This window comes from Paracoccus sp. pheM1 (genome assembly GCF_018499825.1).
GTDB lineage: Bacteria > Pseudomonadota > Alphaproteobacteria > Rhodobacterales > Rhodobacteraceae > Paracoccus > Paracoccus versutus.
Genome location: NZ_JAGXCX010000001.1, coordinates 191,933 through 206,031, shown reverse-complemented (window position 1 = coordinate 206,031; position 14,099 = coordinate 191,933). Strand labels below are relative to the sequence as shown.

The window sequence follows — 14,099 nt, the reverse complement described above, 5'->3', positions numbered from 1 at the left end:
CGTTTGCACCTTTCCGCGAAACAAAAGATCATCGCGCCATGAACCTGGAACGCTTGCGCCGTGATCGCGACCTAAACCAAGATGAGCTGGCCGAAATGGCCGGCGTTAAGCAGTCGACAATCTCCAAGATCGAAGGTGGCTTCGACGGGGTTACGCTGCGGGTGCTGAAGCAAATCGCTGCCGCACTTGAAGTGGAGGTCTCGGACCTCTTTGCCGATGATCGAACTCGCGCAGAGGCAGCACTTATTCGCGCGTTTCGAACTCTCTCTCCCGAACGTCAGCAGGGATGGCTGGATCTTGCAGAGGCCCTAGCTCACGACGGCGATACAGGGTCGAAACAAGAGCCCTAAGCTGGTCGGCCGACATAGCGCTCAACAGTGCAGCGAACCTTTCCTCGTTGCTCATACCCGCCTCCAAGAACATTAGGTGAACAAATACTGCCCCGCTGCTCACTATGCGTGCAAGCGGGGACCCGGCAATAATTTGCCCATTCTGGAAAAATTCCTAGCAAGAATTTTTAGGATTGACAGGAATATTCCTGACAGTCATTTTCAAGCCATCCACAACCCTTGGATGGAGCGCCTGATGCAACTCCCCTCCCTCACGTTGACCCCCTGCGCGGTCTCTGCGGCGCGCGCCATCATCTCCAATGCCGAGCTGGCAGCCGGCGCGCCCGAGAGCCTGCGGCGCCTCGCCTACATGGTCGCCGCCAGCGCGCATGGCGTGATGCAGCGGCAGCGCCATCGGCCGGCGAATACGCGGAAGGATGCGTGATGGCTGCCATCGACAACATCGACTTCCAGCTCCGGGGCTTCGCCCGCCGGGTGCCCGCCGAGCGAGACCGGCGCACCTGCGCCGCCTGCTGGTTCGTCCGCAGCCTGTTCATCGCCGGCATCGTCTTCTGGCTCATCCTTGCAGGCTTCGTGCTGTGGTCGTCTCTGCCCGATGTGGGCGCGATCCTGGACTTCCTGTCGCCGACGGCCGCGCAATCGCTGGACGCGGGCTGGGTGGCGCTGTCCGAGGGATCGGGGGACCGGCCGTGACGATCCTCGACCCGGAATTGATGGCCGCCCGTGCGCCGGCATTGATCGAAGAGAACCTGCGCCTGCGCGACCTGGTGCGGCGCATGGCCGACCAGCTGAGCCATCTTGGCAACACCGAACTGCTGGTCGAGGCCCGCAAGATTTTAGCTTCGGCCTGACCTGACGCCTTCACCTTCCCGAATTCGCCCGGTCGCGACGCGCCTGTCCCGCCGGGCTTCACTGGCCCCCGGCTTCTGCTCGGGCCGGGGGCTTTTTTCTGCAATCCGGCCGGTTCGGCCAGAGTTTTTGAGGCCACCATGACCCTGATGGAGCCCATCAAGCCCGCCGCCACGGCCGGGATCAACTGCACCGTCGCGGATCTGCGCCGCGCGGTGAACGCGGCGGCCTTCGTGGTCGAACGGCGCAATACCGTCCCGGTCCTTGGGTGCCTGCGTATCGAGCCGTTGAACGACAAGCTGCGGATCGAAAGCACCAACCTCGATAGCTGGCTGATGGTGGACTGCCCGGCCACCTGCACCGAGGGCGAGCCCTTCGTGATCGACGCGCGCCTGCTGCTCGCGCTGCTGACCGGCGCTGAGCGCGACGACAGCGTCAGCATCACCATGGACGGGAATGTCGCGACGCTGCGGATCGGCCCGGCGGTTGCCCGCGTCCAGTTGCTTTGCCCGGCCTCGGATTGGCCGACGGCGCCCAGCACCAAGGGCATGTCGTGGGTCAGCATACCGGAAGCAGCGCTTGCCAAGATGATCGGCCGCGTGCGGTGGGCCATCTCGACCGAGGAGACGCGCTATTATCTGAACGGCATCTATATGCATGGTCGCGAGGGGCGTCTGGCGGCCACAGCGACGGATGGCCATCGGCTGGCGCTGTATCAGACCGATGCCGAATGGCCCCTGCCCGACCTGATCTTCCCCCGCTACTCGGTGGCAGCGCTGCGCAACCTGATGGCCGACGGCGGCAATCAGCCGCTGCGGATCGGCGGCTCGACCAGCCCGCTGCTGATGCAGATTTCCGGCGACGGCTGGACGCTGACGGTCAAATGCATCGACGGCGCCTATCCCGATTACACGCGGGTCATACCAAACCGCAGCACGATGCGCGGCTATACCGTGATCAATCGCGCCTTGCTGCGGCGGTTCCCGAACACCAGGAGAATGCATCTCCTGCGGGACGCCCTGAAGTTCGACCTGGGCAAGCGCGTCGCCAGCCTGAACAGCGTCGGCCTCGGGATTGATGTCGAGATACCGATCGAAGCCGACGGGGATTTCGCCATCGGCTTCAACGAAGGCTATGTCCGCGAGATTGCGCAGATCTTCGACACCCTGCGCATCGAGGCCAGCACCGCGAGCGACGCCGCCCTGATTCTGACCGAAGACCCGGACCTGACGGTCGTCCTCATGCCGATGAGGACGTGAGCGATGGGACAGCAGCCCTCCTATGACGATTTCCTGCGCGCGAAAGCCGCCATCGCGCCGCGCTTCGGCGGCATGCAGGTGGATGAGGCAACCCTGAACCCCGCCCTGAAACCGCACACGCGCCGCATGGTGAGCTGGGGCCTGCAGGGCGGCCGGCGCGCATGGTTCGCGAGCTTCGGCCTGCACAAAACCGCGACGCAGCTGGAGACGATGCGCGTGCTGACCGAGACGACGGGCCGGCCGACGCTGATCACCGCCCCGCTCGGTGTCCGGCGCGAGTTCATGCGCGAGGCGCAGGAGCGGTTCCGGGGTTCCTATGCAGTGGACCTGAAATTCATCCGCGACAGTGATCAGGTCGACGGCCCGGGCATCTACCTCACCAATTACGAATCGGTGCGAGAGGGCAAGGTCCAGCCCGATCCGTTCATCGGCGTCAGCCTCGACGAGGCGGCGATCCTGCGCGGCTTCGGCGGCACCAAGACCTTCCGGGAGTTCATGGCGCTGTTCGCCGGCGACGACCGGCGCGACCAGTCGAACCGGATCAAGACGGCAGGCGTGCCCTATCGCTTCGTCGCCACCGCCACACCCAGCCCGAACGACTATATCGAGCTGCTGTCCTATGCCGGCTTCCTCGACGTGATGGATATCGGCCAGGCCAAGACCCGGTTCTTCAAGCGCAACTCGGAAAAGGCCGACCAGCTCACGCTGATGCAGCACAAGGAGCGCGAGTTCTGGCTCTGGGTCGCGTCCTGGGCGCTGTTCGTCACCAAGCCTTCCGATCTGGACCCGGCGCTCAGCGATGAGGGCTACGACCTGCCGCCGCTCGACGTGCGCTGGCACGAGCTGCCGGTCGATCACCTCGCCGGCGCCGCAGTCGAGAAGAGCGGCCAGAAGCGCATGTTCAAGGATGCCGCGGCCGATCTCTCGGCCGCGGCGCGCGAGAAGCGCGAGAGCCTGCCGGCACGGATCGAGAAGCTGATGGAGATCCGGGCCGAGGACCCGGCCGCGCACCGGATCATCTGGCACGACCTAGAAGCCGAACGCGTGGCGCTAGAAAAGACGGTGCCGGGCATCGCCACGGTCTACGGCTCGCAGGACCTTGACCAGCGCGAGGAGCTGATCGGCGATTTCGCCGATGGCCGGGTGCAGGAGCTGGGCGCCAAGCCGGTGATGCTCGGCTCGGGCACCAACCTGCAGCGGCACTGCGCCTGGCACGTCTTTCTCGGCATCGGCCACAAGTTCAACGATTTCATCCAGGCGATCCACCGCCTGCTGCGGTTCGGCCAGCCCGCCGACAGCGTGCGGCTCGACCTGATCTACACCGAGGCTGAACGCGAAATCCGCCGCTCGCTGGAGCGGAAGTGGCGTCAGCACAACGAGATGGTTCAGAAAATGATCGACATCATCAAGGAATTCGGCCTGTCCGAGGTCGCGATGCAGCAGGCGCTGGTGCGCGCCCTCGGTGTCGAGCGGGTCGAGGCATCGGGGCCGGATTACCGCTGCGTCCACAACGATTGCGTGGCCGAGACCCGCAGCATGCCCGACGCCTCGGTGCAGTTGATCGTCACCTCGATCCCGTTCAGCACCCAATACGAATACAGCCCGAACTATGCTGATTTTGGCCATACCGACGACGACCCGCATTTCTGGCAGCAGATGGGATTCTTGATCCCCGAGCTTCTGCGCGTGCTGGAGCCGGGGCGCATCTGCGCGATCCACGTCAAGGACCGGATCATCCCCGGCGGCATCAACGGCTTCGGCTTCCAGACCCTCTCGACCCTGCATATGGATTGCGTGCGCGAATTCCAGCGCCATGGTTTTGCCTATCTCGGGATGAAGACCATCACCACCGATGTCGTGCGCGAGAACAACCAGACCTATCGCCTCGGCTGGTCGGAACAGTGCAAGGACGGCAGCCGCATGGGCTGCGGCGTGCCGGAATACCTGCTGATCTTCCGCCGGCCGCCCAGCGACACCAGCAACGGCTATGCCGACCGGCCGGTGAAGAAGGCCAAGAAGGAGTGGGACCCAGAGGCCAAGAACTGGAAGCACGAGCTGGGCTATAGCCGGGCACGCTGGCAGATCGATGCGCATGGCTACATGCGGTCGAACGGCGACCGGACCCTGCAGCCCGAAGAACTGGAGGGGCTGGACGCCGACCAGGTCTACAAGGTCTGGAAAGCCTACAACCTCCAGCAGGTCTACGATTTCGAACATCACGTCCGGATCGGCGAGGCGCTGGAGAAGAAGGGCCGGCTGCCGCCGACCTTCATGCTCCTGCCCCCGCATAGCGCGCATCCCGACGTGTGGACCGATGTCGCGCGCATGATGACCATCAATGCCGAGCAGGCGCGCAAGGGCAACGAGATGCACCTGTGCCCGCTGCAATACGACATCGTGGACCGGGCCATCGCCCAGTTCACCGAGCGCGGAGAATGGGTCTACGACCCGTTCGGCGGGCTCATGACCGTGCCTTTCCGCGCCGTGAAGCTCGGCCGCAAGGGCATCGGGGTCGAACTGAACAAGGGCTATTGGCTCGACGGATGCAAATACGTCGAGGCCGCCTCGCGCGAGGCCGGCATGCCCAGCCTCTTCGACCTGCTCGACGCCGATCAACCCGAAAACCAGAAGCTGCGGAGGACCGCATGAAAACCATCGAACAACTGACGGCCAGCGAGACGGCCTGGTATTCCTCGAATGACACGGAGGTCTGGCACGGCGGTCCCTATGCCACGCGCGAAGAGGCCGAGGATGGCGCCAAGGCCGAGGAGCATGAATGGATCATGCGAGCCACTAAATGGCCCGTCCGGGTGTCGGAATTCTTCAGCCAGGGCTGTTTCTTCGAGGCCGCAGAGGAATCGCTCTACGATCAGTCCAATGATGAAGGCGATCCAATCCTGGATTTCACGCCCGCCATCAACCTCGACCTGCAATCCCGCGTCCGCGCCGCAATCGACGAATGGCAGGTCGCGCATCAGCTTTCCCCGATGCCCTGGCGGTTCAGCGGCAGCGATGAGCCCGAGATCGCGGCCTGGGCGAAAGCCGCGGAAGGCGGTGACGCATGACCAGCGACATCGTTTCCGTTGAGATTGGCCGCAGCACCTGGCAGGGACCGGCCGAGGAGGCGCCGTGGCGCGCCGACAACCGGGACGCCGACATGGCAGAATGCGCCGCGTTCAGTGCGGGGTATGAGGCTGGGGAGCGTGACGGCCGCGCTTCGGGCCAGCAGGTGCGGGCGGCATGGCTTGCTGGACGGGACGCGGCCGCCAGCATCGCCGAAAGCGATACGGACTGGTCCGCGTTCCGAAAGGCCAACATCGAACCGTGGGACACGGGACCGGATGCGATCCGCGATTATCGGCTGGGCATCGCAACCGGCGGCGTAATCGCGGCGCAGATCCGGCGGATGGAACCGCCCGCCGCCCTGACGCCAGCCCCGCAGCCCGAGGGACAGAGCCATCGCTCATTCCCCGACGCCGCAGATGGTCGGCCGATGCCACCGATGGGGGAAGATCTTATGGCAGCGGGATTGAGCGGAGAAGATGCGCGTTTTGTGGCGCTGCAACTGGCCCAGAACGGGCTGATGCTGGTCCCCGCAACCCCGACCGCGCAAGAGGCGGTGGCTTGGAGATGCAAGGACTATGCGGACGGATGGGTTCTCTACGGGAACAAGCGACAGGCCGAGTGCTATCAGCGCCTCACAGGCTGCTTGATGGAAGCGCTCTATACCCACCCGCCCCAGCCCAGCGAGACGGTCGCGGACGTGCATCAGCGCGACCTGACGCGCCCGATCATCGGTATCGAAAACAGGACCGCGCAGGAGGTGTTCGACATCATGTCGGATCGCATCCGCGCCGCCCTGCGCGCCCTGAAAGGAGGCGCCCATGGCTGACCAGATCCTCCCCATCATCCACCGTGGCATCGCGATCCGTCAGGCCGAGGTGCCGGGCGCGCCCTATGAATGGACGCACGAGGAGACCGATGCGCACGGCATGGCGCTGACGCTGGCCGACGCCAAGCGGCAGATCAATACCCACCTGGGCGGGCCTGATCCGGTTTGCCGTCCGGAGGATGATCGCCATGGCTAAAATGGAAACCCTGTTCTCCGGTGGCGCTCGCATGGTCCACGCGGAGGCTGTGGATATGACCCTGGCATCGCTGCGCGCCTACTGGGACCGGCACCAGCATGTTGCCGTCGCATGGTCAGGCGGCAAGGACAGCACCGCCGTGCTGACCCTGATCGTGCATCTGATCGAGGCAGGGGAATTGCCCCAGCCTGAGCGGCTGTATGTCTTCTATGCCGACACCCGCCAGGAACTGCCGCCGCTCCAGCAGGCAGCCGAAGCGATCATGGAGAAGTTGCGCGGGCGGAACTGGATCGAGGTCGTTACCGTGCGCGCGCCGATCGATAAGCGCTTCATGGTCTACATCCTCGGCCGCGGCGTCCCGCCGCCGAACAACAATACGCTGCGCTGGTGCACGCGCCAGATCAAGGTTGAGCCCATGTCGGCCGCGCTGGAGGCAGCCACGGCCGAGATAGCCGGCACCGCCCTGATGATCACCGGGGTCCGCGAGGGCGAAAGCGCTGTCCGCGATGGCCGCATCGCCATGTCATGCTCGCGCGATGGCGCCGAATGCGGTCAGGGATGGTATCAGCAGGTCCTGCCGAACGCGAAGGGGGTCCGGGGCCGGATCGCCACCCTGGCACCGATTCTGCATTGGCGCGTCTGCATCGTCTGGGACTGGCTCAAGGTCTATGCCCCGCAGCCCGAGTTCGGCGGCTGGCCGACGCAGATCCTCGCCGATGCCTATGGCGGCGACGAGGCGGAAGAGATCAATGCCCGCACCGGCTGCGTCGGCTGCCCGCTCGCGTCCAAGGACGTGGCGTTGGAGGCGGTGATCGCGCTGCCACAATGGGCGCGCCTGTCGCCGCTGCTGGAGCTCAAGCCGCTCTATCGCTGGCTGCGGGAACCGGCGCAGCGCCATCGCAAAGCCGGCGCCGAACGGCTGAAGGATGGCAGCATCGCCAAAAATCCGCAACGCATGGGGCCGATCACGCTGGAGGCCCGCGCCGTGGCGCTAGCCCGCATCCTCGACATCCAGCGCCGCGCCGGCGTCGATCTGATCAACGAGGAGGAAGAACTCCGCATCCGCGAGCTGATCGCGGCCGGCACCTATCCCGACAAATGGGACGGCACCGAACCCACCGCCGACACCTGGCTTGATCCGGTCTTTCCCGACGGCACCACGCAGCTGCTCCTGTTTCGCGATTTCGTCGGGAGGCGCGCATGACACAGGCCCTCCGCGTCGGCGTCCTGTGCGAGACCTCGGGCGAGATGCGTCGAGCGTTCGCTGCCCTCGGGCATGATGCTACATCCATCGACCTGCTGCCGGCCGAGGACGGCAGCAACCACCATATCGTCGGCGACGTGCGGGATTATCTCGACTATGGCTGGGATCTTCTGATCGTCTGCCACCCGCCCTGCACGCGGCTTTGCAACAGCGGCGTGCGCTGGCTGTCCGAGCCGCCGACGAACCCGCCCAACGATGCGACCCCGGTCGAGAGGGCGGCATGGCCGATACTCTCGCGCGAAGCGCGGCTGGCTATCATGTGGCGGCTGCTGGACGAAGGCGCAGAGTTGTTCGCGGCCTGCTGGCAGGCGCCGGTCCCGCGCGTGGCGGTCGAGAACCCGGTCATGCACAAGCACGGCCGCGCCCGGATGCCGGCGGATTTGCCCAAGCCCCAGATCGTCCAGCCTTGGTGGTTCGGTGAGCCGGCGTTCAAGGCGACCGGGTTCTACTTGCGCGGGCTGCCGGCGCTGACAGCCACCAAGCGGCTGATCCCGCCGAAGAAGGCCACCGAGCCCGAGCGGCACAAGGCATGGTCGGCGATCCACCGCGCCAGCCCCAGCCTCGACCGCTGGAAAATCCGCAGCAGGACGTTTCCGGGCATCGCCCGTGCCTGCGCAGAGCAATGGGGCGGATACGCCCTCGACCAGATCAGGAGGATGGCGTGATGGCTACGAGACGCCGCTATTCACCGACCGAATCGGCAACCCTGAAAGCCATCGCGCTGGTGCGAAAGGCCGGGCTGCGGATTGCGGCCGTCGAGTTCCCGCGCGACGGCATGGTTCGCGTTGTCACGACCGATGTAGACACGTCAGAAAATACGGCACAGGATGCGGGGAAACCTGAACCGTGGACGTGATGCGCCTGCCCTTTGTCACCGAAGAACGCTTGCCCTCTGGTGCTGTCCGCTACCGGTTCCGGCGCGGCAAGGTGAAGGTGACATTGAAAGGCCAGCCGGGCAGCAGGGAGTTCCTTGAGCATTACGCCAGCCTGCGTGACGGGGTGCCGGTGCCGAAAAGCAGCGCGATCAAGGGCTCGGTCGAATGGCTGGTCGGGATCTATCTCAAGGACCTTGAGCAGCGCGTGGCGACAAATCTTGCCTCGCCCCTGACGTTGAAGGGCCACCGGCACCACCTGGCCCGGCTGGTGGAGGAATATGGCCAGAAAGACGCCGCAATGCCGCGCAGCGCGGTCATCAAGCTGCACGACAAGCTGATGGCTACACCTGGGGCGGCTGACAACCTGTTGAAAGCCATCTCGGCCCTCTACAAATGGGGCATCCAGCGCGAGCATGTTGACTGCGACAATCCCACCCGCGACGTGAAGCGGAACCGGGTCAAGACCGATGGGTTTGCGCCGTGGTCTGCTGACGATTTCGGGCAGTTCCTCGACTTTCACAAGCCAGGCTCGATGGCGCGGCGAACGCTGATACTCGCGATGTCCACCACGGCGCGCCGCGGGGACCTGTGCCGGCTCGGGCGTCAGAACGAATTCACCCGCGACGGCCGCATATGGCTGCGCTGGAAGCAAGCCAAGGCCCCGCATGGCACCGTCGAGATGCCCATGCCGGCAGGAATGGTCAGCGAACTGCGCAGCAGCGGGAACATGACCTATATCCTCAACGGCTACGGGGCGCCGTTCACGGCAGCCGGGCTCGGAAACAAGTTCCGCGACTGGGCTGTAAATGCCGGCCTGCATGGCCGCAGCCTCCATGGGGTGCGCAAGGGGCTATCGGCAATTCTGACCTCGGGAGGGGCTACAAGCGGCGAAATCGACGTGCTGCTGGGCCATGAAATGGGAAGCTCCGAGACGCGAATCTACATCAGGGCGGCCGAGCGCGCGCTGCTTGCCGAACAGGTTGTGGACCGGCTGGAGAAGATCATTCCGGGAACGGGGAAGTGACCCACGGCAAGGCGGATACTGCCCCACGCGCGAAATTTCCGTTATATATCAATTCGATAAAATGTTCGTGGTAGGCCCGGAGGGACTCGAACCCCCAACCAAGGCGTTATGAGCGCCCTGCTCTGACCATTGAGCTACAGGCCCCGAACGGCGCCACCATTGATCGAGCAGGCCGGCCGCGTCAAGGCCGGGAACGTCGCATGGCGGGAAATCCGCGGCAGGCGGGCCGGCATCGGCTCTTGATCCCGCATCCCGCCTGTGGGCTGATGGCGCAGGAAGCCGCGGCCCGGCCGCGGCAGGAAACCAGAGGCCCGATCATGTCCAGAACCGCCCTGCTGCCCTCGCTTGCCCTTGCCCTGATTGCCGCTGCGCCCGCGCTGGCGGACGATCCCGCCAGCTGCGGCACCGTCCGCTTCTCGGACCCCGGCTGGACCGACATCACCGCGACCAACGGCGTCGCCACCGCGCTGCTGCAAGGGCTGGGCTATACGCCCGACCTGCGCACGCTGTCGGTCCCCGTCGGCTACGAGGCGCTGAAGAACGGCGATACCGACCTGTTCCTGGGCAACTGGATGCCGGCGCAGCAGAGGTTCCGCGACGACCTCGACGCCTCGGGCCGGACCGAGGAGCTGGTGCAGAACCTGACCGGCGCCAAGTTCACCCTGGCCGTCACCGCCGCGGCCGCGGACCTGGGCGTCCAGGATTTCGCCGATCTCGACGGCCACAAGGACGCCTTCCAGGGCAAGATCTACGGCATCGAGCCGGGCGCGCCGGCGAACCAGACCATCCAGGCCATGATCGAGGCGGACAAGTTCGGCCTTGGCGACTGGGAGCTGGTCGAATCGAGCGAACAGGGCATGCTGGCCCAGGTCCAGCGCAACGACGCCGCCGGCCAGCCCTCGGTCTTCCTGGCCTGGGCGCCGCATCCGATGAACGTCGCGCTGGACATCACCTACCTGTCGGGCGGCGACGAGGAATTCGGCCCCGATTACGGCGGCGCCACCGTCCACACGCTGGCCCGCAAGGAATGGGCCGCCGCCTGCCCCAATGCCGCCAGGCTCTTCGGCCAGCTGGTCTTTTCCGTGGAGATGGAGAACCTGCTGATGGGCAAGATCCTGGACGAGGGCATGGACCCGACCCAGGCCGCCAAGGGCTGGATCGCCGAGAACCCGGATGCGGTGGCGGCATGGCTTGACGGCGTGACCACGCTGGATGGAAAACCCGGCGCGGAAGCAGTCATGGCATCGGTGAAGTAATTGCAACGACCCAATATCCTGATCGTGATGGCCGACCAGTTGTCGGGGGTGCTGTTCCCCGACGGCCCGGCCGAGTTCCTGCATGTGCCGCATCTGCGCCGGCTGGCCGCGCGCTCGACCCGCTATGCCAACGCCTATACCGGCAGCCCGCTTTGCGCGCCCGGCCGCGCCAGCTTCATGTCCGGGCAATTGCCGCGCCGCACGCGGGTCTATGACAATGCGGCCGAGTTCTGCTCGGACATCCCGACCTATGCCCATCACCTGCGCCGGGCGGGCTGGCAGACCTGCCTGTCGGGCAAGATGCATTTCGTCGGCCCCGACCAGCTGCACGGGTTCGAGGAGCGGCTGACCACCGACATCTATCCGGCCGATTTCGGCTGGACCCCGGATTACCGCCGCCCCGGCGAGCGCATCGACTGGTGGTATCACAACCTGGGCTCTGTCACCGGCGCCGGCGTGGCCGAGATCACCAACCAATACGAATACGACGACGAGGTCGCCTATCACGCCACCCGCAAGCTCTACGACCTGGCGCGCGGCGGCGACGCGCGGCCCTGGTGCCTGACCGTCAGCTTCACCCATCCGCACGACCCCTTCGTCGCCCGGCGCAGGTATTGGGATCTCTACGAGGGCATCCCCGAGCTGGAGCCGCCCGAGGCCATCCCATATGACCGGATGGACCCGCATTCGCAGCGGCTGATGGACGCCTGCGACTGGCGGGGCCTTGAGGTGACGCCCGATCACATCCGCCGCGCAAGGCAAGGCTATTTCGCCAATATCTCGTATATCGACGACAAGCTGGGCGAGATCCTGGACGTGCTGGAGCGCACCCGGCAGGAGGCGATCGTGGTCTTCCTGTCGGACCATGGCGAGATGCTGGGCAGCCGCGGACTGTGGTTCAAGATGCACTTCTTCGAGGGCGCGGCGCGGGTGCCGCTGATGATCGCGGCGCCGGGCATGGCGCCGGGGCGGGTGGACACGCCGGTCTCGACCATCGACGTGCTGCCGACGCTCTGCGAACTTGCCGGCATCTCGATGGCCGAGGTCGCGCCCTGGACCGACGGGCGGTCGCTGGCGCAGGGCGCCGGGGCGCGCGGGCCGGTGGCGATGGAATACGCGGCCGAGGGCAGCATCGCGCCGCTGGTCTGCCTGCGCGACGGCGACTGGAAATACATCGCCTGCGCGGCCGATCCCGAGATGCTGTTCGACCTGGCCGCGGACCCGGACGAGCGGGTGAACCGCGCCGCCGATCCGGCGGCGGCCGGGGTGCTGGCGCGGATGCGGGACATGGCCGGGGCGCGCTGGAACCTGGCCGCCTATGACGCCGAGGTGCGCGAAAGCCAGGCCCGGCGCTGGGTGGTCTACGAGGCGCTGCGCAACGGCGCCTATTTCCCCTGGGACCACCAGCCGCTGATGAAGGCATCCGAACGCTACATGCGCAACCACATGGACCTGAACGTGCTGGAGGAGGCCAAGCGCTTTCCGCGCGGCGAATAGGCGGGCGGCGAATAGGCGGGCGGCGGCGCCCGGCCGCTCCGTCGCGGCCGGGGGCTGTCTGCCCCCGGACCCCCGAGGATATTTGGCCACGAAAGAAGCAGGCGGGGATTTCGGCGGCCGCGACCCTGTGCCGCAGCAAGGAACCCGCGATGCGGGCGGGGCGTTGGCCCGCCATCAGCCAAGAGGGATTTCCGCCATGTCCGACCTGCTTGTCATCGCCTTCGACGACGAGGCGACCGGCTTCGAGCTGCGCACCGAACTGGTCAAGATGCAGAAGGAATATCTGATCGAGCTTGAGGATGCCGTGGTCGTCACCCGCCCCTCGGCCGAGGATATCCAGCTGCACCAGGCCGTGAACCTGACCGCGGCGGGCGCGCTTGGCGGCGGCTTCTGGGGCACGCTGGTCGGGCTGATCTTCCTCAACCCGCTGATCGGCGCCGCGGTCGGCGCGGGCGCGGGCGCCATCGCCGGCACGCTGTCCGACATCGGCATCAACGACGATTTCATGCGCGAGCTTGGCCAATCCGTCCCGCCCGGCGGCTCGGCCGTGTTCATCCTGGTGCGCAAGATGACCGCCGACAAGGTGCTGGCGCGGCTGGAAAGCTTCCACCTGAGGGGCCGGGTGCTGCAAAGCTCGCTGCCCGAGGCCGAGGAGGATCGCCTGCGCAAGGCCTTTGCCGGCGGCAAGCTGGGCACGGCACTCGGCATGCCGCATGTGGACCGGCCGGACCCTGGGGCCACGGCGGAGGGATCGGACCCCTCGCCCTCGGCCTGACGCTTGACGCAAGGGGCATGGGCGTGACAGGACGCCCCCATGCCCCACCGCACGGACACCCTTGACGACAACCCCGAGGCGCAGGTGACGCGCCGGCGCCGCGGCCTGCGCGTCGGGCGGCCGCTGCGCCGCCTGGTGCGGTGGCTCTGGTCCTGGACCAGTTGGATCGGCGCGCGGCTGCTGGCGCTGATGTTCGTGCTGGTCTTTCTGTTTTCCTTCATCAACCCGCCGACCACCTGGACCATCATCCAGGGCCAACGCGAATTTCCCGGCCGGGCCACGCGCGAATGGGTCGGCCTGGACCAGGTCTCGGCGCATATGGTCCGCGCCGTGGTCGCGGCCGAGGACGCCAATTTCTGCAACCACTGGGGCTTCGACATGGTCGAGATCCGCCGGGTGATCGCCTCGGGCTCGTCGCGCGGCGCCTCGACCATCACCCAGCAGACGGCGAAGAACGTCTTCCTGTGGCAGGGGCGCAGCTGGCCGCGCAAGGTGATGGAGACGACCTATACCCCGATGATCGAGGCGCTGTGGTCCAAGCGCCGCATCGTCGAGGTCTACCTGAACATCGCCGAATTCGGCCGCGGCGTCTTTGGCATCAAGGCCGCCTCGGAGTATTATTTCAAGACCACGCCCGACAAGCTGAGCCTGCGGCAGGCGGCGGCGCTGGCCTCGATCCTGCCGGCGCCGCGCACGCGCAACCCGCAGACCGGCTCGGCCCGCACCCGCTCGATCGTCAGCGGCGCCGAGACGATCCGGGCGGATGGCCGCGATTCCTGCCTGGGGCTTGGGCGCTGATCCGCGCCCTGCCGCGCATCGCGGTTGAAACTGCGCGTCCCCAAGCGTATCAACCGGAAGCCCG

Annotated in this window: 16 protein-coding genes, 1 tRNA gene and 1 pseudogene; 17 read left to right on the top strand and 1 reads right to left on the bottom strand. The window is 66.2% G+C overall.

Annotation, left to right across the window (positions count from 1 at the left end; all coding sequences use genetic code 11):
* Positions 1 to 35: 35 nt before the first annotated feature.
* The 13 genes and pseudogenes from KF941_RS01050 to KF941_RS00990 form a co-directional block, all read left to right on the top strand.
* Positions 36 to 350: pseudogene (locus tag KF941_RS01050) on the top strand (helix-turn-helix transcriptional regulator); the annotation flags it as partial.
* A gap of 76 nt (positions 351 to 426) precedes the next feature.
* Positions 427 to 774, top strand: a complete 348-nt coding sequence (locus KF941_RS01045; protein ID WP_155987257.1) for a hypothetical protein — start codon at positions 427 to 429, stop codon at positions 772 to 774.
* A complete protein-coding gene (locus tag KF941_RS01040; RefSeq protein WP_214272341.1) occupies positions 774 to 1,043 on the top strand; it encodes a hypothetical protein in 270 nt (89 codons plus the stop codon). Before KF941_RS01045 ends, KF941_RS01040 begins: the two co-directional genes overlap by 1 nt.
* On the top strand, positions 1,040 to 1,201 hold the full coding sequence (locus tag KF941_RS01035) for a hypothetical protein (RefSeq protein WP_155987255.1): 162 nt from the start codon (positions 1,040 to 1,042) through the stop codon (positions 1,199 to 1,201). Before KF941_RS01040 ends, KF941_RS01035 begins: the two co-directional genes overlap by 4 nt.
* Positions 1,202 to 1,339: 138 nt before the next feature.
* A complete protein-coding gene (locus tag KF941_RS01030; protein WP_214272340.1) occupies positions 1,340 to 2,458 on the top strand; it encodes a DNA polymerase III subunit beta in 1,119 nt (372 codons plus the stop codon).
* A gap of 3 nt (positions 2,459 to 2,461) precedes the next feature.
* Positions 2,462 to 5,107: a DNA methyltransferase gene (locus KF941_RS01025; RefSeq protein ID WP_214272339.1), complete on the top strand. Its 2,646-nt coding sequence runs from the start codon at positions 2,462 to 2,464 to the stop codon at positions 5,105 to 5,107.
* Positions 5,104 to 5,523: a hypothetical protein gene (locus tag KF941_RS01020; RefSeq protein ID WP_214272338.1), complete on the top strand. Its 420-nt coding sequence runs from the start codon at positions 5,104 to 5,106 to the stop codon at positions 5,521 to 5,523. Before KF941_RS01025 ends, KF941_RS01020 begins: the two co-directional genes overlap by 4 nt.
* Positions 5,520 to 6,350, top strand: coding sequence for a hypothetical protein (locus KF941_RS01015; RefSeq protein WP_214272337.1), 831 nt, complete (start codon positions 5,520 to 5,522; stop codon positions 6,348 to 6,350). The genes KF941_RS01020 and KF941_RS01015 overlap by 4 nt, the downstream gene beginning before the upstream one ends.
* Complete coding sequence (locus tag KF941_RS01010) at positions 6,343 to 6,546, top strand: hypothetical protein (RefSeq protein WP_214272336.1); 204 nt, start codon at positions 6,343 to 6,345, stop codon at positions 6,544 to 6,546. The genes KF941_RS01015 and KF941_RS01010 overlap by 8 nt, the downstream gene beginning before the upstream one ends.
* A complete protein-coding gene (locus KF941_RS01005) occupies positions 6,539 to 7,750 on the top strand; it encodes a phosphoadenosine phosphosulfate reductase family protein (RefSeq protein WP_214272335.1) in 1,212 nt (403 codons plus the stop codon). Before KF941_RS01010 ends, KF941_RS01005 begins: the two co-directional genes overlap by 8 nt.
* Positions 7,747 to 8,475: a hypothetical protein gene (locus tag KF941_RS01000; protein ID WP_214272334.1), complete on the top strand. Its 729-nt coding sequence runs from the start codon at positions 7,747 to 7,749 to the stop codon at positions 8,473 to 8,475. The genes KF941_RS01005 and KF941_RS01000 overlap by 4 nt, the downstream gene beginning before the upstream one ends.
* Positions 8,475 to 8,666, top strand: a complete 192-nt coding sequence (locus tag KF941_RS00995; RefSeq protein WP_147304511.1) for a hypothetical protein — start codon at positions 8,475 to 8,477, stop codon at positions 8,664 to 8,666. The genes KF941_RS01000 and KF941_RS00995 overlap by 1 nt, the downstream gene beginning before the upstream one ends.
* The gene (locus tag KF941_RS00990) at positions 8,666 to 9,709 is read left to right on the top strand and encodes a tyrosine-type recombinase/integrase (RefSeq protein ID WP_240540316.1); all 1,044 of its coding nucleotides are present in this window, start codon (positions 8,666 to 8,668) and stop codon (positions 9,707 to 9,709) included. Before KF941_RS00995 ends, KF941_RS00990 begins: the two co-directional genes overlap by 1 nt.
* A gap of 68 nt (positions 9,710 to 9,777) precedes the next feature.
* Here the strand turns inward: KF941_RS00990 and KF941_RS00985 are convergent.
* Positions 9,778 to 9,853 (bottom strand) — tRNA-Ile (locus tag KF941_RS00985).
* 173 nt (positions 9,854 to 10,026) lie between these two features.
* Between KF941_RS00985 and choX the strand changes: the two genes are divergently transcribed.
* The 4 genes from choX (at position 10,027) to mtgA (ending at position 14,035) form a co-directional block, all read left to right on the top strand.
* Positions 10,027 to 10,965: a choline ABC transporter substrate-binding protein gene (choX, locus tag KF941_RS00980; protein ID WP_214272332.1), complete on the top strand. Its 939-nt coding sequence runs from the start codon at positions 10,027 to 10,029 to the stop codon at positions 10,963 to 10,965.
* Complete coding sequence (gene betC, locus KF941_RS00975; RefSeq protein ID WP_214272331.1) at positions 10,966 to 12,462, top strand: choline-sulfatase; 1,497 nt, start codon at positions 10,966 to 10,968, stop codon at positions 12,460 to 12,462.
* Between the two features lie 196 nt (positions 12,463 to 12,658).
* Positions 12,659 to 13,237, top strand: a complete 579-nt coding sequence (locus KF941_RS00970) for a DUF1269 domain-containing protein (protein ID WP_072461645.1) — start codon at positions 12,659 to 12,661, stop codon at positions 13,235 to 13,237.
* 39 nt (positions 13,238 to 13,276) lie between these two features.
* The gene (gene mtgA, locus KF941_RS00965) at positions 13,277 to 14,035 is read left to right on the top strand and encodes a monofunctional biosynthetic peptidoglycan transglycosylase (protein WP_072461646.1); all 759 of its coding nucleotides are present in this window, start codon (positions 13,277 to 13,279) and stop codon (positions 14,033 to 14,035) included.
* Positions 14,036 to 14,099 lie beyond the last annotated feature (64 nt).

Bases quoted from the DNA above. Each gene is read 5' to 3' on its own strand.
- KF941_RS01040 (WP_214272341.1), top strand. From the start codon at position 774: ATGGCTGCCATCGACAACATCGACTTCCAGCTCCGGGGCTTCGCCCGC.
- KF941_RS01030 (WP_214272340.1), top strand. From the start codon at position 1,340: ATGACCCTGATGGAGCCCATCAAGCCCGCCGCCACGGCCGGGATCAAC.
- KF941_RS01025 (WP_214272339.1), top strand. From the start codon at position 2,462: ATGGGACAGCAGCCCTCCTATGACGATTTCCTGCGCGCGAAAGCCGCC.
- KF941_RS01020 (WP_214272338.1), top strand. From the start codon at position 5,104: ATGAAAACCATCGAACAACTGACGGCCAGCGAGACGGCCTGGTATTCC.
- KF941_RS01015 (WP_214272337.1), top strand. From the start codon at position 5,520: ATGACCAGCGACATCGTTTCCGTTGAGATTGGCCGCAGCACCTGGCAG.
- KF941_RS01010 (WP_214272336.1), top strand. From the start codon at position 6,343: ATGGCTGACCAGATCCTCCCCATCATCCACCGTGGCATCGCGATCCGT.
- KF941_RS01005 (WP_214272335.1), top strand. From the start codon at position 6,539: ATGGCTAAAATGGAAACCCTGTTCTCCGGTGGCGCTCGCATGGTCCAC.
- KF941_RS01000 (WP_214272334.1), top strand. From the start codon at position 7,747: ATGACACAGGCCCTCCGCGTCGGCGTCCTGTGCGAGACCTCGGGCGAG.
- KF941_RS00995 (WP_147304511.1), top strand. From the start codon at position 8,475: ATGGCTACGAGACGCCGCTATTCACCGACCGAATCGGCAACCCTGAAA.
- KF941_RS00990 (WP_240540316.1), top strand. From the start codon at position 8,666: ATGCGCCTGCCCTTTGTCACCGAAGAACGCTTGCCCTCTGGTGCTGTC.
- choX (WP_214272332.1), top strand. From the start codon at position 10,027: ATGTCCAGAACCGCCCTGCTGCCCTCGCTTGCCCTTGCCCTGATTGCC.
- KF941_RS00970 (WP_072461645.1), top strand. From the start codon at position 12,659: ATGTCCGACCTGCTTGTCATCGCCTTCGACGACGAGGCGACCGGCTTC.
- mtgA (WP_072461646.1), top strand. From the start codon at position 13,277: ATGCCCCACCGCACGGACACCCTTGACGACAACCCCGAGGCGCAGGTG.